Raw genomic sequence first — 23,025 nt, forward strand, 5'->3', positions numbered from 1 at the left:
CCAGTATTATTCTATATAATTTTAATTAATTTTCGTCTTGCTTAAGATTTTCAAGTAATTCATCATATCTAGGTGAATTTAAGAAATTGTCTACTGAAATATGAATTGCATTAGGTGCTTGTTTAATTGCTCTATCGGTAAGTTTTTTCTGTGTAATAACAAGTTGTGCATCCTCAGTTAATTGATTGATTGCGGTATTTGAAACATCCACATCTTGGATACCTGCTTTTTTAAATTTATTACGTAACATACTTGCTCCCATAGCACTTGAGCCCATACCAGCATCACAAGCGAATATAGCATGGTTTACTTTACTATAATCATGCGCATGTACATTTTCTGTATCATAATTATCTAATAAGTCTTCTTCAGATTGTGCTTCACTACTTTCAGTATCTGAAGATGTAGCTGCAGCACCAGTCGTTCCAACAGTATTATTATCTTTATTCCCTGTTAGTTTAGAAGATACACTTGATTTTTTACCTTTAGTAGATTCCATTTTTTCTGTTGCAGCTTCTAAATCTTCATCAGGTTCTTTTGTGAACTTCAAGATGATGGCAGCAACGATGAATGAAACTAAGGCTGCGAGTACTACACCGATAAGCATGTGTAAAAATTCACCTTTAGGCGCGTTCAGAACATAAACGATAAAGGAGCCAGGTGAAGCTGGGCTCTTGAATCCAAAGTCAAATAGTGAATAAGTAGCAACGCCTGTCATACCTCCTAAAATTACAGCTACGAATAGTAACGGACGCATTAATACGTAAGGGAAGTAAATTTCATGAATACCACCTAAGAAGTGGATAATACCAGCACCGTAAGATGTAGCTCTTGCAGTTCCAGTACCAAAAATCATATAAGCAACTAAAATACCTAAACCAGGTCCAGGGTTAGATTCAATTGTATATAAAATGGATTGACCAGCAGAAGCTGCCTGATCGGCACCAAGAGGCGTAAACACGCCATGGTTGATTGCATTATTTAAGAATACGATTTTTGCAGGTTCTACTATAATACTTACTAATGGAAGTAAATGAGCATGTACTAACGTTTCAACTGCTAATGAAAGGATGTACATAATGAATTCCATAATTGGTGCTAAAAGTTTGAAACCTAGGATAGTCATTATAAAACCTAAAATACCAGCAGAGAAGTTATTGAATAACATTTCAAAGCCTTGTGGTGTTCTCGGTTGAATAAATTCGTCAGTTTTTTTCATTAACCAACCAACGAGAGGTCCCATAATCATTGCACCAAGTAACATTGGTGTATCTGGTAAAGCAACGATAACCCCCATTGTTGCTACAGCAGCAATAATACCGCCACGCATTTCATGAATTAAACGTCCACCACTATAAGCAATAAGTAATGGAATCAAGTATGAAATCATTGGTCCAGATAATTCACTTAACTCTTTATTTGGCCACCAACCACCATCAATGAAAATAGCAGCGATAAAACCCCATGCGATAAATGCACCAATGTTTGGCATGATCATACTACTAAGAAACGAGCCAAATGCCTGGACTTTGCGCCCAATACCTTTGTTTTCTTTAGTCTCTGTTTGTGACATAAATTGCACCTCTTTTTCTCTTTTTATTTATAAGTTCATTGTATGGCTGTTTACATTAATAAACAACTTAAAGTAATTTCAAGTTTGTCATAGAGTTTTTGACAACTTTACGACAGTTATCTAATATAAAAAAGAAAGAAAATTACGTAGTGTGACAACATATAAATAAAATTTTAAGTGGTTGTAAAAATAATGTTAATAAATGATTTGCAAAAAACATTGTTTACATTGTACAATAAGAATTATTGAGGGAAAGGAGGACAGTTAAATCGTTTAGTTCAATTATAGCGCCTGTGCAAGTGAAGTGATAAATGTTAAATATTTAAGGTTTATAACAGAAATCTTAATAGACATGATATCAGTACTTGTAGACGAGGAGGATAGTTATCGAACCATCGGCGGATGCTATCCCGGATGTGGCTCATTCGTGAACTTATTAAGGAAAACATTAGGGCAACCTAGTGCACAAAGTTAATAAGATAGCCAAAAATAAAATAAAAATAATATTATAAGGTGTATGGGACTAATATGCCTATCTTAGACATGGATTCGCTTTTAAATAAACAAAGGCACCAGTCCGTCTATGATGGCTTATAAGCAAATGAACAGGTTCGTACACGCTGAACGTTCGTTGCCCATCGCCATTACATTGGAGGAAAATTAAATGTGTGGAATTGTTGGATATATTGGGCATGATAATGCCAAAGAATTGTTATTAAAAGGTTTAGAAAAATTAGAATACAGAGGTTATGACTCTGCCGGTGTTGCAGTAGTGAATGACAAAGGTAACTCAGTATTTAAATCTAAAGGACGCATTGCTGAGCTTAGAAAAGTTGCAGATAGTGATGATACTGATGGTAATGTAGGTATCGGACATACACGTTGGGCGACACATGGTGTACCGAATCATGAAAACTCACATCCGCATCAATCAACATCAGAACGATTTACACTTGTGCATAACGGTGTAATTGAAAATTATGAAGAACTTAAAAACGCATACTTAAAAGATGTTTCATTTATCTCAGAAACAGATACAGAAGTGATTGTACAATTAGTAGAATATTTCTCAAATACAGGCCTTGCTACTGAAGCTGCATTTACAAAAGTAGTTTCTTTATTAGAGGGTTCTTACGCACTTGGTTTAATAGATAGTGAAGATAAAGATAAAATTTATGTAGCTAAAAATAAATCACCATTATTAATTGGCGTAGGCGATGATTTCAATGTGATTGCATCTGATGCAATGGCTATGTTACAAGTTACGAACCAATATAAAGAAATTCACGATCATGAAATTGTTATCGTTAAACGTGACGAAGTTATTATTAAAGATCAAGATGGCACTGTTCAAGAAAGAGAAGCTTATACAGCACAAATTGATGCAGCTGATACTGAAAAAGGTGTTTATGACCACTACATGCTAAAAGAAATTCATGAACAACCAGCAGTAATGCGTCGTATTATTCAAGAATACCAAGATGAAGAAGGTAACTTGAAAATGGATGAAGACATTATCAAAGATGTTGCAGCAGCGGATCGTATTTATATTATTGCTGCAGGTACAAGTTATCATGCAGGTTTAGTAGGTAAAGAATTTATCGAAAAATGGGCTGGTATTCCTACTGAAGTTCATGTTTCTTCAGAATTTGTGTATAACACGCCATTACTTTCTGAAAAACCATTATTTATTTATATTTCACAATCGGGTGAAACAGCAGACAGTCGTGCGGTATTAGTTGAAATGAACAGATTAGGTCACAAATCGTTAACGGTTACGAATGTTGCAGGATCAACGTTATCACGTGAATCTAACCATACATTACTATTACATGCAGGCCCGGAAATAGCTGTTGCTTCAACAAAAGCATACACAGCGCAAATTGCCGTACTTTCTATTTTTGCAAAAATCGTAGCGAGAGAACGTGGTAAAGAAGTAGATGTAAGTTTATTACGTGAATTAGCTAAGGTAACAACTGCAATCGAAGCGATTGTAGATGACGCTGATGTTATGGAACAAATTGCAACAGATTTCTTAAGAACTACTCGTAATGCATTCTTTATCGGCCGTACAGTAGACTATAATGTGAGTCTAGAAGGTGCTTTAAAACTTAAAGAAATTTCATATATCCAAGCAGAAGGATTTGCTGGTGGAGAGTTAAAACATGGTACGATTGCGTTAATTGAAGAAGGCACACCTGTGATTGCATTAGCAACACAAGAAAAAGTTAACTTATCAATCCGCGGTAATGTGAAAGAAGTTGCAGCGCGTGGTGCAAACCCATGTATCATTTCAATGGACGGTCTAAACAAAGAAGGCGATACTTACGTAATTCCAAAAGTACATGAACTATTAACACCATTAGTTTCTGTAGTAACGATGCAACTCATTTCTTATTACGCATCACTACACAGAGATTTAGACGTAGACAAACCACGTAACTTAGCAAAATCAGTTACAGTAGAATAAATAAAGATTAAATTATAACTTATTGTTTATATAAAAAAAGGCTGAATCCATTGGTGATTCAGCCTTTTTATTATGTATTAAATTTAGTGAAATACATTGATTTTACTCAAAAAAATTAGGCATAAAATAATTATAAACAATTGTTGCATAACTAAAACAAAAGTAATGTTATTCCTGTATAATAGGAAATAAATAATATCATACAAAAATACATAAAAAGTTGTAAGTACTATAATGTCCGAGATTATAATTTTGAGGGTTTTGAATGATTAACAAGTAACATAATAGGAGCGTACTAAAATGAAGAAAATAAAATATTTAGTTTTACTTTTAATGACTGTTTTTATTGTTGGTTGTGCCAACGGAGAAGATACATCTTCTGCCGATAAAGATACGGATGCAAAGGTAGTCACAGATTTAAAAAATGAAAAAGAAGAAACAGCTACCAAGGTAAAGAATGAAAACAAATCAGAGGAACCTCAAGTAGAAGGTGAAACGACAACTGAAGCTAGTGATGATACGTTTCCAGGCTATGAAAAAATTGAAGTCGATGGTGGTGATATGTCTGGGAACCGTGACGCGAACGTCGTTGTAGATATCGGTTATGGTGATCGAAAATATTGGGCGTTCACTAACGAACACGGGCAATTGACACGAGTTATTGCGGATGAAATTAAAATACAAGATGATGAGACAGAGGATGTGTTATCGTCAGGTAGATATTATGCTGATGAGGCAAAGGTACCTGGTGTTGAAAGTGATGACTTAGACGAAGGACACATTATTGCTGACTCACTTGGTGGCGTGTCGAATGCTTATAATATTACTCCACAAGATAGTACGCTAAACCGACATGGTGATCAAGCTTATCTCGAAAAGACTATCCGAGAAGCGGGCGGAGCTACTAATTTTGAAGCTAATATAACTTATCCCGATACCGAAACACAAATTCCTTCTAGCTATCAATATACTTATACTATAAATGGAAATGAAGTAACAGATTCATTTGATAATGTGAACCCTGATGAACTAAATGAGTCACTTGGGTTAACTGGTAATAAGGAACCAGAGTCTGAGTCAGCAACTTCAACGGGGGATGATGAAACAGTTGCGGATGTTGATTCTGATGGTAATGGACAAGTGACAATTGCAGAAGCTGAAGCTGCAGGGTTCAGCATGCCAATAAATAGTGATCATTGGTTATATGCACATATGGACGATCGAGATAATGATGGGGTCGTAGGTGAATAATATTTCACTGTTTTAATGAAACATTAAATAAATGATATAAGTTTAATTCTATACTGACATACTGTTGATAATTAAAGAAAAGTTTATTGCTGTATATGTATTACTTTCATAAAAGGCTGGTTGCTTTTGCAAACCTGCCTTTTATTTTGATTTTGAAAGGTATATAGTATTCATATTATTTTCAAATTATAAATTGTTCTATTATGCTAAGATTATTATAAAAATTGTTAAGAGAAACTAAGAGAGGATTTTTAAAATGACGAAACCGAAAATATATACGATGGCTTTCGGCTCTGTATACCCGCATCTGATTAAAAAAGTTGAAAAGAAAGCAAGAACTAAAGCTGAAGCAGATGAAGTTATTTGTTGGATGACAGGATATACGCAAACACAAATAGATAAACTTATTGATGACGGAACGGATTATGAAACATTTATTTTACAAGCACCAGAGTTAAATCCTAATAGAACTAAAATTACAGGTGTCATATGTGGTATTCGAGTTGAAAATATGGAGCCGTCAGTTATGAAAGAAATTAGATACTTAGATAAAATGATTGATGAACTAGCTAAAGGCAAAACTTTGGAAAAAATATTTAGAGACGCTCAATCATAAAATAATTTAAGTAAGTGTTTAAAATCAGTTGAAGTGTAAAGAATAGGGGTGATTTCATGCTTGTTGAGTTGAAAAATGTTGCAAGAAGAAAACAAGGAAAAGAAATAATTGAAAATGTGAGTTGGCAAATAAGCGAAGGCGAAAAATGGATGTTATACGGCTTAAATGGTGCAGGTAAAACAACATTACTCAACATCTTAAATGCTTATGAACCACATACATCAGGGACGCTATCATTGTTTGGTATGCAGCCTGGGAACAAAGGTTATTCTGCAGATAATGTACGTGATAAAATAGGGTTTGTTTCAAGCAGTTTAATGAATCGATTTCAAGATGGCGAAATTGTATTAGATGTAGTCATCAGTGGTATTTTTAAATCAATAGGCGTTTATAAAGAAGTGAAAGCGAGTCATATTGAAATGGCTAAACGATATTTAGAGCAAATGGGTATGCGTCAATTTGAAAATCAATATTATGGTTATTTATCAACGGGTGAAAGACAAAAAGTATTGATTGCTAGAGCATTAATGGGTGATCCTAAATTAATGATTTTAGATGAACCTGCTTCAGGATTAGACTTTATAGCACGCGAAGATTTACTCAGTGCACTTGATAAATTATATAAACAAAATCCAAAACTTGCGGTGATTTATGTAACACATTTTGTTGAAGAAATTACACAAAATATTCAACGCGGCTTTTTATTGAAGGATGGTACATGTTATAAGCAAGGAGAACTACAGTCTGTATTAAATAGTGACACTTTAAGTGATTTTTTCAATAGAGATGTGAGTGTGGTTTATCAAAATCAACGCTACTCACTATTTTTAAGACGATAACGCGTTGCGGAAAAGGAAATATAATGCCATAATTTAATACGATAACATGTGATGGAGGATTACTTAAATGGATAATGTGAGAGCAATATTTTTAGATATGGATGGTACGATTTTACATAAAGATAACAGGGTAGATAGGGAAACAACTGAAGTGATTCAACAATTAAGAAACCTTGGTTATAAAGTGTTCTTAGCAACTGGTAGAGCACATGACGAAATTCATTATTTGGTGCCTGAAACTTTTGAAGTAGATGGCATTATAAGTTCGAATGGAACGTTAGGTGTAGTGGAAAAAGAGACTATTTTTAAACATGGTCTTTCATATAATACAGTAAGTGAAGTTATTAAACGTGCAAAACAAGAAGCAATATATTATGAAATCTTCCCATTTGGCAGTGACCGTGTCGTACTTAAAGAAGATGAAGCATGGGCGAAGGCTTTATTTGAACCAGCAACACCACCAGGCAAAGTAGGAGAAAGTGAATGGACTTCTAGAAGAGAGTCTTTAAAAGGCAAAGTAGATTGGGAAGATACTATTCCTGATACGTCATTTTCAAAAATTTATTTATTCTCACCTGAATATGAGAAAATCACTAATTTCCGTAATCAATTAATCGAAGATAGTGCAGCATTACAAATCAGTGTATCAAATTCATCACGCTTTAATGCAGAGACTATGGCGTTTAATACAGACAAAGGCACAGGTATTAAAGAGATGATTGAACACTTTGGTATTAATCAGGAAGAAACTTTAGTCATTGGTGATAGTGATAATGATAGAGCAATGTTTGAATTTGGACATTATACTGTTGCTATGAGAAATGCGAGACCTGAAATTCAGGCTTTAGCAAAAGATGTAACATCTTTAACGAATGAAGAAAATGGTGCGGCAGCATATCTAAAAGAACATTTCATAAAATAATAAACATAAAACTGATAGGTTTTCTTGAAAAAGATTATCTATCAGTTTTTTAATATGTTCAAGAACTTTATAATACACGATATAGATAGAATGCACATAATAGGGGTTTAAAACTCGACGGATAAATAAGCGGTATAAATGTATCGAAATATAAAAATTGCCAATGTAGACATTTAAAATGCTACATTGGCAATTCGTGTTTCTGATATATATTATTTATCTGTTTTGTTAATTTGATCTTTTAAATCTGAAGCTTTATCTTTTGTAGTATCTTGAATATTATTACTTTTATCGTTTAAGTTATCTTTTGCATTTTCTTGTATATTGTCACTTTTATCACTTAGATTAGACTTCGTTTTTTCAGTAGTATTATTTACACTGTTTTCTATTTTTGAATCATTGTTTGATTGTTTTTTAGAGTTCTTTTTATCTTTTTTAATTTCAGCTTTATCTATACTTTCACCATTACGGTTATAATATTGAATAATCGCTAATATATTCATATAGTAAATGGCTAATCTTACAATAATAACGATAATAGATATAATGTAAATTAAAATCATTGCGACAGTTTGTGAAATACCGCCTGTTGAAATTGAAATTAATTGACTAACAGGATTTGCAAGGATAATTACGATTAAGTTTAATAGTAATATACCAAGGTAGAATTTAAACCAAGTTTTCTTACCATTTTTAACGCCCTTGAATCCACGTTTAACAGCTGCCCAAGCACCAACACTAGGATCTTTAACAAATGCTACAGTAAAGTTAATAATTACAATAGCAAAGAACCAATAAATAAATGATTGAATAAAGACGGTAATTGTTGCTGCAATAATTTGGAAAGTTAGTGAAAGACCAAGTGCATGATCAGAACTACTTAATGGACCTTGTAGTGCAGTGAATAATTGCATGATACCTAAATTAAGTACTTTAGATACGAGTAAATTGAGCGCGAATAAAATTAGAATGAACAATAAAGTGAATAAAGCTAATTTTAAACTTTTAAGATATTTACCTTTTTTAAAGACTGAGAATAAATCTTTTAATTTAACCTTGTCTTTATTTAATGCTTTGTCTATAGTGTATATAGTTCCAGCTATTAATGGGTAACCGATTAATACAAAAATCAATAGTGGAATCAGAATTGTTAGTATCAACATAAATATTGAACCACCGATTGGTTGTTGCATTGCCATCGACATTGCGAATTTATAAATTGCAGGTTGAACTGGTATAAACGATAAAATTGTTAAAGCAAATAATATGATAAAACTTACAATTGAAAACAGTATTGTTTTAGCATTTTGGGGTTTTACATTTTGCAAAGCTAGTTTATGATATTTAAACAAATTTTAAGCACTCCTTTTTAGTGATAACAATACGATATCAAAAAATTGAAGATTTTAAAATTAATAGGTAACAAATTGGCTATAAAATGTTAGAATATCCTAATGAGAAAAAGTTGAAAGGAGATATCATCATGAAATTTGCAATTATTACTGATGTACATGGAAACTTTGATGCATTGGAAACCGTTTTGGATGATATTGATAGAAGAGAAGGAATCAATAAAATATTTAATCTAGGCGATAATATCGGAGTAGGGCATGAAACAAATAAAGTGCTTGATGAAATTTTCGATAGAGATGATATGGAAATCATTGCAGGTAATCATGATGAAGCGGTTATGTCGATCGTAAATGATACTCCTTATCCAGAAGACTTAAAGGATAAATTCTATGAACATCATCAATGGATTGAAAGTCATTTAGATGAAGACTATTATGACAAATTAGATGAATTACCACGTGTAATTGAGAAGACTTTTAATAATAAAAAAGTATTGTTTATTCATTATGAAATTGCCAATGAGAAATTAAGTACACCTATTGATGGACAACCTTATAGTCCAATTGTTGAGCCAAGTGAAGAAAACGTTAAAGCATTATTTGAAGACAAGAATGCTGATTTAATCGTTTTTGGACATAATCATACAGTGCATTTTTATGATGACAAATCTACTGTATATTTTAACCCTGGTTCTGTAGGACTTAATAATGGTGCTTATGCAGTATATGGCATTATAACAATTGATGAAAATGAATTCTCATGTGAACGTATTAAAGTTCCGTATGATAATGAAGAATTTATAAGAGGCTTTACTGAAAAACAAGTACCAGCAAAAGATCTAATCTTTGATAAGTTTATTTAAATTATCAACGGTCTATTAAAAATATAAGGTTTCATAAATGAAAAGTGATTTTCCAATTTTGTTTGGAAAATCACTTTTTTTAATGTGAGTGTGAATGATGTGTTGTTTGTTTTGAATAAATTGCAGAACATAAAATATTATTATCATGTAGATGATCAGTTGTTTCTAGTTGTATGGTCATATGTTGAATATTTAAGTGTTCTAATTTATGTTCTAATCTGTTTAAGAGCACTTCACCTTCTTCAATAGTCATCGTATTTGGCACTACAGCATGACAACTTAAAGCATTCATTTCGTTGGAAATTGTCCAAACATGACAATCATGTATATTTTTAATTTTTTCTTCTTCCGTAATCATAGAAAAGACTTGATTCATATTAACATCACTTGGCGTACCTTCCATCAAGATATTGAGAGAAGATTTTGTTATGCCCCAGCTACTTTTAATAATAAGTACAGATACAATGATACTGGCAATTGGATCGGCGATTGTTAAGTTGAAATTCCAGATAAGCACAGCAGCTATAATTGCACCTACTGAACCTAATAAGTCTCCGATTACATGAAGAAATGCGCCACGCATATTAATATTGTGTGATGTGTCTCCGGCCTTAAACATTAAATAAGCAACTATAATATTAACTATTAGTCCGGTAACACTAATTATAAACATTTCTGTGGATTGAACTTCTTGAGGATCAAAGAAACGACCAATAGCTTCAACAATAATAATAATGCCTATAACGAATAATGTGACTCCGTTAAATAATGCAGCCAATATTTCAAATCTTTTATAACCAAATGTTTTATGTTTATTAGCATGTCTTTCAGCATAAATAAAAGCAAGTAGCGCTACACCTAAAGAAATTGTATCACTAAACATGTGTAGACCATCAGAAAGTAATGCCAAACTATTAGAAACAAAGCCGCCAATAATCTCAACAATCATAAAGATTCCAATAATTAGAAAACTAATAAGTAATATTTTTTTGTTATTTGTGTGCACATGACCATGTGCATGATTGTGTCCATGGTGTTCAGATTCAGACATGTCAAACGCCACCTTCCTTATGATTGATGTGTTGCGTGATGTATCGCTTGTTTTAATAGGGTAGTAACATGCGTATCATCTATGGCATATATCATAGATTGACCATCACGTTTAGCTTTCACTAAATGAGCTTGTTTCAGTACACGCAATTGATGAGAAACATTTGATTGGCTCATCTCTAATTTGTGAGCAATATGACCGACACTATTTTCGCCATGCGATAATAAGTGCATAATACGTAAACGATTGCCTTCACTTAATGCTTTGAAAATTTCAGTCACGTTATCAATTGTTTGTGAATCTAAAGATTCATTCATTACGTAAAGCCTCCTTATATTAATACATGAACATTTATTCATATATTAATATAAGGAGGCTTTATTGTCAAAGTATAATTCACTTTAGTTTTAAAATCCTACATAAGTGGTAGACTTTTAAGTAGCAACTACCTTTAAGGAGGCAATAATTTATGAGTATATTAGTAATTGGAGCAAATGGTGGCGTTGGCCAACATCTAGTAAATCAATTAAAAGAACGTGGTGAAAGCTTTACAGCTGCTGTAAGAAAGCAAGAACAAGTAGACGCGTTAAAAGATAAAGGCATAGATGCAACTTTAATAGATGTAGAAACGGATGATATCAAAACATTGACTGAAAAGGTTAAAGGATTCGACAAAGTTGTCTTTTCTGTTGGATCTGGTGGTAACACAGGTGCAGATAAAACAATCAGTGTGGATTTAGATGGCGCAATTAAATCAATTAAAGCAAGTGAAGCCAATAACGTAAAACAATATGTGATGGTTTCAACTTATGATTCTAGAAGAGAGTCATTCGAAGCAAGTGGAGGTTTAAAACCATATACAATTGCGAAACACTATGCTGATGAATATCTTAAACAAGCAGATGTAGGTTATACAATTGTACATCCGGGCGGTTTATTAGATGATGCAGGTACGAATAAAATTGAAGTAGGTGCATTTTTTGAAGGTCGAGGATCAATCCCTCGTGAAGATGTAGCATCTGTATTAACAAAAGTATTGACTGAAGATGACTACTTAAATACTGAGTTCCAAATTGTTAGTGGCGATGAAGAAATTTCAACCGCTTTATCAAATTTTAATAAGTAATTATCGATTTTAGAGCGGACTTTAGAGGGCCAATTTACATAGAAGTGTAAATTGGTTCTTTTTTTATTTGAAATATATAGCTTATAATATAAATAAATAGCAAAAATTTGATACAATAATAGATATCGTTTGGAGGTAATTATGAAAATTTCAAACACGAAAATCTATGAACAAATCGCTGACATTCTGTTAGAAAGTATAAAATCAGGGGAGTATCAAGTGGGTGATAAGTTACCTTCTATACAAAAACTTGGTCAACAGTATGGTGTAAGTGTTGCATCAGTGAGAGAAGCATTAAATGCTTTAAGAACAATTGGCATTATAGAAATGAAACAAGGGTATGGCACATTTATTAAGCAAATAGAACCAACCTTTTTTGAATTAGGTGATAAGTTCACGTCGTTAGATCAAATTACAGAACTTTTAGAGTTAAGAGAAATCGTAGAAAGTGCTACGGTAGAAAAGGCTGCCATACATCGTAATGAAGCAGATTTAGTGAGTTTAAAGAAAGCATTAGATGAAATGGGTGAAGCGGTAACCGATGGCACATCTGGGGAAAAAGCAGATTTACAATTTCATCTTTCAATTGCAAGAGCAGCCAAAAATTCATTGCTAGTTGAGCTATTAAATAACATTTCTGAATTAATGCAAGATTCAATGGAAGAAACAAGAAAGATATTTATTTATAGCAAACAAAAAACAATGAATAAACTACATGAAGAACATGTGATTATTTATAATGCAATCGTAGAACAAAATGCTACCAACGCAGTTAAAGCCATGGAGTCACATTTATTAGAAGTTAAAGAAACAATTTTAGCTAATTTTAAAGAGCAATAATATTTGGAAAGCATCTGGGAGTGTGTCAGCAATCTAATTTTTAAAACAGCTTTTGTAGTGTGAAGTTAGGTCGGCAAAGAGGACTTAAAAATAGGAATAAAAGCATTAATATAAGCGTAATTTCAATTTAGACAGCTACTGCCAATGTAACAGTATGGTTGCGACAGGTATTTATGTTTCAGTCTTATTGAAAAAAGCACCTATTTCAATTTTAAAAAATGAAATAAGTGCTTTTATTTTTTTGATTTTATTAAGTTTAAGCCAGAAATTTTTTACTTTAGGTTGTTGAGCAATAATAAAAGCCCAAACTAAGGAAGTTTGGGCTTTATCGCAAATTTTATATTTTTGAAAAAGTAATCAGCTTTTTCAAGTACATCATAATAAACTTTTAATTACCTTATATGTAAAACAGATAGAGTCTGTTTTTGTGACTCTATAGTAATTATAATATTTTTAAGTATATAATGGCAAGTATTTTTGTAAAAAATTTACGACAATAATATAATTGTTCATTAAAATGTCGAAAAATGTAATTGAGTCAAATAAAACAATCTATTATGCTTTATAAATAATTGATATAATAACAAGTGATTTTAGTATCATTGAACGTTGAACTAGTCGTTTATAACGCGCAGCGTTATATGATACAATCTTTATAGCTCAAATAAAAAATACAAAACTATACATAAAAATTTCCGTTAAAAGTATTTTATATAGAAAGACTTAAAATTTGAATGAAGCAACTTAAGAATTTGGAGGTGTGATTAATGCCATTATTTTTAAAACCAATTTTCCATGAAAAAATATGGGGTGGCAATAGATTAAAAGAATTAGGATATGATTTACCAAGCGATTGTATTGGAGAAGCATGGGGGATATCAGCGCACCCAAATGGCAAATGTGAGATATTAAATGGACCATACCAAGGTCAAACTTTAGATCAAGTTTGGAATGAGCACAGAGAATTGTTTGGTGATTTTCCAAGCAAAGAATTCCCGTTAATGACTAAAATTGTTGATGCTAAGGAAGCATTGTCAGTACATGTTCATCCAGATGATGCGTATGCTTATGAAAAAGAGAACGGGCAATATGGAAAGTCTGAATGTTGGTACATAATCGACGCTAAAGAAGATTCAGAAATTATCTATGGGCTTTCTGCAGAAACAAAAGAGTTAGCCATAGATAAATTAAATGACGGGGAGTATAATGGTTTATTTAATAAAGTTAAAGTTAAACCAGGAGAATTTTATTTTATCCCTGCAGGTACAATCCATTCCATAGGTGCAGGTATTCTAGTGTATGAAACGATGCAATCTTCAGATGTAACGTATCGCGTGTATGATTTCGATCGTGAACATGAGTCAGGACATAAACGTGAACTTGACCAAGGAAAAGCTAAAGACGTCATTGAAATAGCCAATGAAAATATCAATATTGCTACAGATACTGAAATCATTGAAAATCACAAACGTACACAACTCGTATCTAATGATTTTTTCACAATTGTGAAATGGCAAATTTCAGGTACACTAAATTATATGAAACCAAGAGAGTTTGTTCTCGTATCAGTACTTAAAGGTGAGGGACAAGTGATTATTGATGGCGAAGTTTATGATTTAAATCATGGACAAAACTTTATTCTAACTTCAGACGACTTAGATACAATATTTGAAGGAGACTACGAACTAATAGTTAGTTACTTATAGAAAAAATGGAGTGTTTTGAAATGTATAAATTTTTGTATATCTCATTAGTTTGTGGAATGTTAGCAGGTGCAGGCATATTTTTAAAATTACCAATTTTTCCTTCTATGGCATTTCCAGTAATGATAGGGGTAATTGGGATAATTTCATCATTGATTACAATTCCTAATAAAGAGATAAGCGGTTTATTAAAGCTTGGCGGGGTTATGATTAACATCATGCCGATTATGGCTGCGTTTGCCGTAGCGTAATAGCCAATAAGTTTAGTATCTTTACATTATTGTAGAAGATACTTTTTTTGTGATTTTATAAAAAAAACAGAACAAAAACAATTTGAAATATACTTTACGAAGTATCTTATGATTAATTATTTGTGTGCTGTGAGAATTTAGCTGAAAATATTTAAATAAATATTGCAAAATATAATATTTATTTTTACAGTTTTATGTCAAAAGAAATATGCTAAAATGAAACTAAATTGGGAGGTGGCAAGTGTGCAAAAAGTACGGGGTATCATGATGACCTTGGTAATTGCAATGGTTGCAACAATATTAGGAAGTGAATTTCCAGTCATTGGCGGTGCAATTTTTGCTATTATTATAGGAATTATTATCAATAATATAATTTTAATTCCTAAAAAATATGAAGCTGGTATCAAGTATAGTAGCAAAAAGATTTTGCATTACAGCATTATCGTGCTTGGGTTTACATTGAGCTTTCAATCTATTGGTGCAATTGGATGGAAATCGTTACCAATCATTATCATTACTTTACTTGCTGCCTTTATCACTGTGTTTTTGTTAATGAAGATATTTAAAATTAATGAACATCTAAGTATTTTAATAGGGGTTGGAACAGCAATATGTGGTGGATCGGCAATTGCTGCAACAAGTCCAGTAATTAAAGCGAAAGAAAGTGAAGTAGCATTCGCTATTTCTACGATATTTTTATTTAATTTAATAGCAGTATTTGTATTTCCACCATTAGGCCACGTATTAAATATGGGGCAAACTGCATTTGGATATTTTGGAGGAACCGCTATTAATGATACTTCAAGTGTGATTGCTGCAACTTCAAACTATGGCAATACAGCCTTAGAAACAGGGGCAGTTGTAAAATTAACGCGTACTTTAATGATTATACCGGTGGTACTCTTTTTTACATATAGAACGATACGTAAAGAAAAAGCGAAACAAACTGATACATCTATTGCTAAAATATTTCCATGGTTTATTGTATGGTTTATCGTAGCATCTTTAATAAGCACTGTTTTTAATTTTTCACCAACAGTGATACATGTATTCCAACAAATTTCATTGTTTTTAATTACAATGGCAATGGCTGGCATTGGATTAAGTGTTGATTTTAAACAATTTAAACAAGCAGGTATGAAACCGGTAATGCTTGGGTTAGTAACATGGATTGTCGTCATTATTTCAAGTTTAATTACGATGAAGTTGATAAACTTATTGTAATGTTTGTTCAGAAAGAAATTTTTGCATATAATAGGTTAGATAGAATTTTTATATGAGATAAGGAGTATCTAAATGGCAGAGGAAACAAGTTATTTTTGGTTGAACTGCGGATATAATCGCTGGAACCATAATGAACTATTAGTAGGTCAGACGACATTATTTGAATCAGGTGCACAATTTAATCCTTCACAAGGTTTCCGATCATTTAAACAAGCTAAAGTAGGAGACCGTGTTATCTTTTATCAAGTACAAATGGATACTGGTTTATTAGGTTTGGGTGAAATCACAAGTGTACAAACAGGTGCTCAAAATAAAATTCGTGTTCATTTTCAATTACAAGAACAGCTTAAACCATTAACTGCGGATTATTTGAAAAGAAGCGAACAATTAGAATTTAGAATGAGAAATATGAAAGAAACTTTATTTAATCAAATAACACAAGAAGAATTTGAGTTAATTGTTAGTTTAGGTAAAGGAGAAACAAAAATTCCTCGATACTTTTTTATAGCGGAAGAACAAGAGTTCGAACCTAAATCATACAATACAATATATACGCACACATATAACGGTATTAAACGAAATGGTTATCATTTTTACACGCAACTTGAAATAGGTGATCAACTTATTTTTTATAATAAAAATAGAGATCAGTCCGTCATTGGTGTAGGAGAAGTAAGTAAGCATATACATGAAAAAGCACCTATACCTGGGAGAACAAACAGTACTGCAATTGAGGTTTATTTTGAAAAGGAAATTGACCCTGTTTCATTGGGTACATTAAACAAACATCCTAAATTGAAAAATTTATATTATCTTCAAGAAAACGCAAAACAAGCTATTGCTAGCATGTCAAAAACACAATTCGATGCGATTCGTGAAATAAGTAAAAATGATGGTATGAAATCACAGTTTGAAGCTGTTAAAAGTGGTCAGATGATTGATGAACATACTGAAGATTTAAAACCGTTTATTTTACTCGTAGTTGATAAAGGAGAAGGCTTAAAGGCAGCTGAAGATTTATTACAAAAAACGAATGCGAAACCAGTGATAACTTCTGGTCATCCTGACTTTTCTGAAAATATGTTGTACGGGAAGTATTTACCAAATGAAACAGGTGCACTGTACTACAGAGAAGGGTTTATAACGAATCTTATGCCTCGTACAGATAAAAGCTACCTTGTTATAGATAACTTTAATCGTATTGATCCTGATATATTCCAAACATATATCAATATGCTTGAAGGTTATGAAATAACATTACCACGCTATAATAGAGATGGTAGTATGGTTAAATGGTCTAGAAAAAAAGATTCATTTTATCATTTTAATCCAAATTGGCATATTGTGGGTATCACATATGATGACTTAAATGAAATTAAGCAAAAATATACTGAACAATTTTTGAAATATACAAGAATCGTGAAAGTAAATCAAGACTAATTTTTAAGTCATAACTTATTTAAAGTTAATAATATAAGATAAGCTATGGATATATCCATACTTAAAATAGAAGCATCAATTCATTGCATTTTATCAATGGATTGGTGCTCTTTTAAATTTTCGGAGTTTAAAGTGTTAGTCCGATTTAGTTTAAAACGTCCCATCGGTTATAATTAGAGGATAAATGACAATAAAATAAGATAACGAGTGATATAATGATTTAATTTTATAATTTTAGGATATAATAATAGTGTGGAGAAATCACATTCTCTTATGAAGTGACAATATAATATTTTACTGTTAGGGGTGAAGTATATGCCAATAATATATTATGATGCCAATTGTGTATATTGCTATAACTATGCAATTTGGCTAATACAAAATGGTTTGTCAAGACGTTATCAATTTGCTGAATTACAAGGAGAAACAGCACAAAATTTATTTGAAAATTATCCTGAAACAAAACAATATGACAGTGTTATATTGCAAGAAGGGGATCATTTCGAATATAAATCTGATGCAATCACTACACTAATCACAACACTGACAAATTATAAATGGATCGGTATATTGCTACATTTGACGCCTAAACCACTTAGAGATTTAGGATATCAATTGTTTGCTGATAATAGGGATAAAATGTGGAAAACGCATTGGCATCAGCCTAATGCTTATGAGCAATCATTTTTTATTGATTGAATAGACGGAGGAAGCAAATATGGAGAACATTGTTGTAATAGGTAGTTCATCAATTGATTTAGTAGTGAAAACAGACGTTTTACCACAAGCAGGTGAAACAGTTATGGGTAATTCATTTTTTACAACTACTGGTGGCAAAGGTGCTAATCAGGCTGTTGCAGCAGCTCGTTTGAGTAATAAGGTCTATATGATAGGCGCTGTAGGCGATGATGAAAATGGTAAACAGATTATTGAGAACTTAGAACAAAACAATGTAGATACAACTTTTATGGATAAAATTGAAAATGAAACATCTGGAACAGCGCATATTACACTGTTTGAAGATGATAATCGAATCATCGTTGTGCCTGCTGCTAATAATCATGTAACGCCTGAAAAAGTGTTACCAAAACTCGAGCGCTTTGGTGCAGGAGATATTATTTTGATGCAACATGAAATACCAGAACATACAATTAAAGAAGTGACAGATTATGCTGTGAAACATGATATGAAAGTAATATTAAACCCAGCACCATATCGTAACATTGACAAAGAAATTATAGATAAAGTGACTTGGATTACACCAAATGAATCAGAAAGTGAACTACTATTTGAAAGCGGAGTAGATGAAGCACTGAAAGCTTATCCTCGTAAGCTTATTGTAACTAAAGGAGCAGCAGGAGCTATGTTTTACAATGATTCTCAACAACTTGTCAAAGGATATAAAAAGAAAGTCGTTGATACTACAGGTGCTGGTGACACATTCAATGGTGCTTTAGCTGTTGCACTAATTGAAAATAAACCTTTAGAAGAAGCCGTTGATTTTGCTAATTTAGCGGGTAGTTTTTCTGTAACTGGATTAGGTGCTCAAGGTGCGATGCCATACAGAAAAGAACTAGATTAAACCCCTTAATTTGGGTATAATATAGTAAGATTATTAAATGACAACACAGATTAAAATAATTCTAATTTAGGTAAGTTAAACACTTTACAGATTATAATGATTATTATATAATAATAAATGTGATCAAGAACTTGAGTTGTCATTTTGTAATGATAATTAAACTTAAAGGAGAGATTTTAGCATGGCAAACAGTAATAAAGACGTAGTAAAAGTATTAAATGAACAAGTAGCAAACTGGACAGTAGCATTTACTAAATTACACAATTTTCATTGGTATGTAAAAGGACCTAATTTCTTCTCATTACACACTAAATTTGAAGAATTGTATGATGAAGCAAGTCAATATATCGATGATTTAGCTGAACGTATTTTAGCAGCAGGTGGAAACCCAGTTGCAACATTAAAAGAAAGTTTAGACCTTGCAATCATTGATGAAGCTGGTAAAGGCTATAAAGCTGAAGAAATGGTAGAAGAACTATCTAAAGACTTTGAAAATATTACAAAACAATTAGAAGAAGCAATTGAAGTTGCTTCAGCTGCTGAAGATGATGTAACAGAAGACATGTTCATCGGTATGAAAACAAATATAGATAAACATAACTGGATGTTAAAATCTTATTTAGGTAAATAAGAGACTTCAGTCACATATATGAATGAATATTATATTTTGATTGAGTGATAAGCTAGTGCGAAAATAATCTAATTTTAGATTATAAGCATCAATCTGTTATCTTTGAAGGATTGCATAGTAGCTGTCTGATAACCAGTCAACGTTGTAGGAGCGAGGAAAAATCAAATTTTGATTTTTCTTCGCTCTTTTTCTATTTAAAAATCGCAACAATTATAAAAAAGGCCATGAATATAATCACTATCGCAGTGAATCCATTTATTCGGAATTTCTATATCTTATCCATTTTTCATTAAAAAACAGGTCTTTCAAAACATGCGTTGTTTTGAAGGACCTGTTTTATTTAAATAATGATTTGAAACATCAATTACTCAGCCATTTCGAGTGCGACTTCCATCATTTGTGTAAATGAATTTTGACGTTCTTCAGCTGTAGTTGCTTCATCGCGTAAAATATGATCACTCACTGTGAATATACCTAACGCTTTTTTACCAGCGTAAGTTGCATTTAAGTATAATGCAGCAGATTCCATTTCTATACCTAAGATGCCCATACGTTGCCATCTTTCATTAAACGTTGGATCAGCATTATAGAATGTATCAGATGATAATATGTTTCCTACATGTGTAGTTGCCCCAATTTCATCCGCTTTTTGTTTTGCTTTTAAAACTAAATCGAAATCAGCTAAAGGTGCGTAATGACCTGGAATATTATATTGCTCTACATAACTAGAGTTTGTAGAAGCGCCTTGAGCAATAATTATATCGTAAAGGTTAACGTTTTCTTGTAATGCACCACAAGATCCAATACGGATAATTGTCTCAACATCAAAGAAATTATAAAGCTCATAAGAATAAATTCCAATACTAGGTACGCCCATGCCTGATCCCATTACTGATACTTCTTTCCCGTTATAAGTACCAGTATATCCAAACATATTTCTAACTTCGTTGAATTGTTCAACATTTTCTAAATAGTTGTCAGCTATGTATTTTGCTCGAAGCGGATCTCCCGGCATTAATACTGTTTTTGCAATTTTAGTTCCATTGGGTTGAATATGAGGTGTAGATTTTGTCATAATCATCTTCTCCTTTATGTTCTTTTATCAATTTAAAGATAACATTTGTTTATTATTATTGCGAATTTTTGTAATATAGATAATAAGAGAGTGTTTATAAAGATATCTATTTAATTTTGCTTTATAATAATAAGTGAAATGAATGTTTATTGTAAACAAAAATTAGGAGGTTTTAATATGAATTATGCAAAATATATAGATCATACATTACTTAAACCGGAGTCGACTAGAGCTCAAATCGACAAAATTATCGAGGAAGCTAGAGAATTTAATTTTAAATCAGTGTGTCTTAATCCTACACATGTAAAATATGCAGCAGAAAAACTTAAAGATACAGAAGTATTAGTTTGCACTGTAATTGGATTCCCTTTAGGCGCGTCTACTACAGAAACGAAAATGTTTGAAGTTGAAGATGCTGTAAAAAATGGTGCTTCTGAACTTGATATGGTTATCAATGTTGGTGCATTAAAAGACGGACGTTATGAAGACGTACAAAAAGACATTGAAAGTGTTGTTGGTGCTGCGAACGGTAAAACAGTTAAAGTAATTATTGAAACATGTCTATTAACAGACGAAGAAATAGTTAAAGCAAGTGAACTAAGTAAAGCAGCAGGTGCTAACTTTGTTAAAACATCAACAGGTTTTGCTGGTGGCGGTGCAACTCCAGAAGACGTGAAATTAATGAAAGATACTGTTGGAGATGACTTAGAAGTGAAAGCTTCTGGTGGCGTGAGAAATCTTGAAGATTTCAACAAGATGCTTGAAGCTGGTGCAACGCGTATCGGTGCGAGTGCAGGCGTTCAAATAATTCAAGGCTTAGAAAGCGATTCTGACTACTAGAATAGTTAAAAAAGGGATATATTATTAAGTTTGTATGATAGACAAACAGGGGAGGCCAACTCATATGAGAATGGTAGATATTATTGAAAAAAAGCGTGACGGACAAGTACTTACGAAAGAGGAAATTGAATTTTTTATAACTGGTTATACAAATGGTGACATACCGGATTATCAAGCTTCTAGTTTAGCGATGGCTGTATTCTTTCAAGATATGAATGATGAAGAAAGAGCTGCGTTAACTATGGCAATGGTTAATTCAGGTGACGTTATTGACTTATCAGATATTCACGGTACTAAAGTTGATAAGCATTCTACTGGTGGAGTTGGAGATACAACTACATTAGTACTTGCACCTTTAGTTGCAGCTGTAGGTGTACCTGTAGCTAAAATGAGCGGAAGAGGACTAGGACATACAGGCGGAACGATTGATAAATTAGAATCAGTTGAAGGTTTCCATGTTGAAATCAGTGAAGAAAAATTCGTTAAGTTAGTTAATGAAGCTAAAGTTGCTGTCATTGGACAAACTGGTAATTTAACACCCGCAGATAAAAAATTGTACGGTCTTCGTGATGTTACTGGTACAGTAAATTCTATTCCACTTATCGCTTCATCAATTATGAGTAAAAAAATTGCAGCAGGTGCTGATGCAATTGTGCTTGATGTTAAGACAGGTAATGGCGCATTTATGAAGACACTTGAAGATGCTGAAGCTTTAGCACATGCTATGGTAAGCATCGGTAATAATGTAGGTAGAAATACAATGGCTATCATTTCAGATATGGGTCAACCTTTAGGACACGCTATAGGTAATGCCTTAGAAGTAAAAGAAGCGATTGAAACACTACAAGGTAAAGGTCCTGAAGACTTAACTGAACTTGTAATGACCTTAGGTTCACAAATGGTTGTAGTGGGCGGCAAAGCAAAAGATTTAGAAGAAGCACGTGCATTGTTAGAAAAAGCAATACAAGATGGTTCTGCTTTAGAAAGTTTTAGAACATTTTTAGAGAATCAAGATGGAGATGGCTCAGTGGTAGACGACGTATCAAAATTACCACAAGCCAAATATCAAGTAGCATTACCAGCGGAATCATCTGGTTTCGTAACTGAAATTGTTGCGAATGAAATGGGCGTTGCCTCGATGATGTTAGGCGCAGGTAGACAAACAAAAGACGATGATATCGATTTAAGTGTTGGTCTTGTACTGCATAAAAAAGTAGGCGACAGAGTCGATGAAGGCGAACCTCTATTAACAATACACAGTAATCGCGAAAACGTTGATGATGTAATAGAGAAATTGAACCAAAGTATCACAGTAAGTGAACAAGGTGCAGAACCAACATTGATTCATAAAATTATTACTGAATAGGAGTTGAGAT

The 23,025-nt window shown here is 32.5% G+C and carries 22 protein-coding genes; 17 read left to right on the forward strand and 5 right to left on the reverse strand.

From position 1 onward, the window contains the following. Positions 1 to 25: 25 nt before the first annotated feature. On the reverse strand, positions 26 to 1,573 hold the full coding sequence (locus PYW44_RS03935) for a PTS mannitol transporter subunit IIBC (protein ID WP_002507024.1): 1,548 nt from the start codon (positions 1,571 to 1,573) through the stop codon (positions 26 to 28). A gap of 664 nt (positions 1,574 to 2,237) precedes the next feature. Here PYW44_RS03935 and glmS point away from each other — a divergent pair. The 5 genes from glmS to PYW44_RS03960 all read left to right on the forward strand — a co-directional run bounded on the left by glmS (position 2,238) and on the right by PYW44_RS03960 (position 7,671). Next, positions 2,238 to 4,043, forward strand: a complete 1,806-nt coding sequence (glmS, locus tag PYW44_RS03940; protein ID WP_021339806.1) for a glutamine--fructose-6-phosphate transaminase (isomerizing) — start codon at positions 2,238 to 2,240, stop codon at positions 4,041 to 4,043. Positions 4,044 to 4,343: 300 nt separating this feature from the next. Then, positions 4,344 to 5,294, forward strand: coding sequence for a DNA/RNA non-specific endonuclease (locus PYW44_RS03945; protein WP_115075968.1), 951 nt, complete (start codon positions 4,344 to 4,346; stop codon positions 5,292 to 5,294). A 256-nt stretch (positions 5,295 to 5,550) separates the two neighbouring features. Further along, positions 5,551 to 5,910: a DUF2200 domain-containing protein gene (locus tag PYW44_RS03950; RefSeq protein ID WP_002507027.1), complete on the forward strand. Its 360-nt coding sequence runs from the start codon at positions 5,551 to 5,553 to the stop codon at positions 5,908 to 5,910. 56 nt (positions 5,911 to 5,966) lie between these two features. Beyond that, the gene (locus PYW44_RS03955; protein WP_021339804.1) at positions 5,967 to 6,749 is read left to right on the forward strand and encodes an ABC transporter ATP-binding protein; all 783 of its coding nucleotides are present in this window, start codon (positions 5,967 to 5,969) and stop codon (positions 6,747 to 6,749) included. Positions 6,750 to 6,816: 67 nt separating this feature from the next. Next, entirely contained in the window at positions 6,817 to 7,671 is an 855-nt protein-coding gene (locus PYW44_RS03960) for an HAD family hydrolase (protein WP_021339803.1), read from the forward strand. Between the two features lie 212 nt (positions 7,672 to 7,883). Here PYW44_RS03960 and PYW44_RS03965 read toward each other — a convergent pair whose 3' ends face one another. After that, complete coding sequence (locus PYW44_RS03965; protein ID WP_021339802.1) at positions 7,884 to 9,023, reverse strand: hypothetical protein; 1,140 nt, start codon at positions 9,021 to 9,023, stop codon at positions 7,884 to 7,886. A gap of 131 nt (positions 9,024 to 9,154) precedes the next feature. On the opposite strand from PYW44_RS03965, the gene PYW44_RS03970 reads away from it, so the two are divergent. Next, positions 9,155 to 9,886, forward strand: a complete 732-nt coding sequence (locus PYW44_RS03970; protein ID WP_002507031.1) for a metallophosphoesterase family protein — start codon at positions 9,155 to 9,157, stop codon at positions 9,884 to 9,886. A gap of 79 nt (positions 9,887 to 9,965) precedes the next feature. Here PYW44_RS03970 and czrB read toward each other — a convergent pair whose 3' ends face one another. Together czrB and PYW44_RS03980 are read right to left on the reverse strand one after the other, a co-directional pair. Continuing rightward, positions 9,966 to 10,937 carry a CDF family zinc efflux transporter CzrB gene (gene czrB, locus PYW44_RS03975; protein ID WP_021339801.1) on the reverse strand — a complete coding sequence of 324 codons (972 nt, stop codon included), beginning with the start codon at positions 10,935 to 10,937 and terminating at the stop codon, positions 9,966 to 9,968. 17 nt (positions 10,938 to 10,954) lie between these two features. Beyond that, on the reverse strand, positions 10,955 to 11,254 hold the full coding sequence (locus PYW44_RS03980) for an ArsR/SmtB family transcription factor (protein WP_021339800.1): 300 nt from the start codon (positions 11,252 to 11,254) through the stop codon (positions 10,955 to 10,957). Positions 11,255 to 11,406: 152 nt separating this feature from the next. On the opposite strand from PYW44_RS03980, the gene PYW44_RS03985 reads away from it, so the two are divergent. The 9 genes from PYW44_RS03985 (at position 11,407) to PYW44_RS04025 (ending at position 19,734) form a co-directional block, all read left to right on the forward strand. Further along, a complete protein-coding gene (locus tag PYW44_RS03985) occupies positions 11,407 to 12,063 on the forward strand; it encodes an SDR family oxidoreductase (protein ID WP_002507034.1) in 657 nt (218 codons plus the stop codon). A gap of 141 nt (positions 12,064 to 12,204) precedes the next feature. Beyond that, positions 12,205 to 12,903, forward strand: a complete 699-nt coding sequence (locus tag PYW44_RS03990; RefSeq protein ID WP_021339799.1) for a FadR/GntR family transcriptional regulator — start codon at positions 12,205 to 12,207, stop codon at positions 12,901 to 12,903. A gap of 767 nt (positions 12,904 to 13,670) precedes the next feature. Then, a complete protein-coding gene (manA, locus tag PYW44_RS03995; RefSeq protein WP_021339798.1) occupies positions 13,671 to 14,609 on the forward strand; it encodes a mannose-6-phosphate isomerase, class I in 939 nt (312 codons plus the stop codon). Positions 14,610 to 14,629: 20 nt separating this feature from the next. Then, positions 14,630 to 14,857, forward strand: coding sequence for a hypothetical protein (locus tag PYW44_RS04000; protein ID WP_002507039.1), 228 nt, complete (start codon positions 14,630 to 14,632; stop codon positions 14,855 to 14,857). Between the two features lie 243 nt (positions 14,858 to 15,100). Further along, positions 15,101 to 16,081, forward strand: a complete 981-nt coding sequence (locus PYW44_RS04005; RefSeq protein WP_002511433.1) for a YeiH family protein — start codon at positions 15,101 to 15,103, stop codon at positions 16,079 to 16,081. 72 nt (positions 16,082 to 16,153) lie between these two features. Continuing rightward, a complete protein-coding gene (locus tag PYW44_RS04010; RefSeq protein ID WP_021339797.1) occupies positions 16,154 to 17,521 on the forward strand; it encodes an EVE domain-containing protein in 1,368 nt (455 codons plus the stop codon). A 315-nt stretch (positions 17,522 to 17,836) separates the two neighbouring features. Beyond that, positions 17,837 to 18,220 carry a thiol-disulfide oxidoreductase DCC family protein gene (locus PYW44_RS04015; protein WP_021339796.1) on the forward strand — a complete coding sequence of 128 codons (384 nt, stop codon included), beginning with the start codon at positions 17,837 to 17,839 and terminating at the stop codon, positions 18,218 to 18,220. 19 nt (positions 18,221 to 18,239) lie between these two features. Beyond that, positions 18,240 to 19,103: a ribokinase gene (rbsK, locus tag PYW44_RS04020; RefSeq protein ID WP_021339795.1), complete on the forward strand. Its 864-nt coding sequence runs from the start codon at positions 18,240 to 18,242 to the stop codon at positions 19,101 to 19,103. Positions 19,104 to 19,284: 181 nt separating this feature from the next. Continuing rightward, positions 19,285 to 19,734: a Dps family protein gene (locus PYW44_RS04025; protein ID WP_002507044.1), complete on the forward strand. Its 450-nt coding sequence runs from the start codon at positions 19,285 to 19,287 to the stop codon at positions 19,732 to 19,734. Positions 19,735 to 20,098: 364 nt separating this feature from the next. Here PYW44_RS04025 and deoD read toward each other — a convergent pair whose 3' ends face one another. Continuing rightward, the gene (gene deoD, locus PYW44_RS04030; protein ID WP_002507045.1) at positions 20,099 to 20,809 is read right to left on the reverse strand and encodes a purine-nucleoside phosphorylase; all 711 of its coding nucleotides are present in this window, start codon (positions 20,807 to 20,809) and stop codon (positions 20,099 to 20,101) included. Between the two features lie 177 nt (positions 20,810 to 20,986). Between deoD and deoC the strand changes: the two genes are divergently transcribed. After that, positions 20,987 to 21,649 carry a deoxyribose-phosphate aldolase gene (deoC, locus tag PYW44_RS04035; protein ID WP_021339794.1) on the forward strand — a complete coding sequence of 221 codons (663 nt, stop codon included), beginning with the start codon at positions 20,987 to 20,989 and terminating at the stop codon, positions 21,647 to 21,649. Positions 21,650 to 21,713: 64 nt separating this feature from the next. Next, positions 21,714 to 23,015: a pyrimidine-nucleoside phosphorylase gene (locus PYW44_RS04040; protein WP_021339793.1), complete on the forward strand. Its 1,302-nt coding sequence runs from the start codon at positions 21,714 to 21,716 to the stop codon at positions 23,013 to 23,015. The last annotated feature ends 10 nt before the right edge of the window (positions 23,016 to 23,025 follow it).

This window comes from Staphylococcus equorum (genome assembly GCF_029024965.1).
Lineage (GTDB): Bacteria > Bacillota > Bacilli > Staphylococcales > Staphylococcaceae > Staphylococcus > Staphylococcus equorum.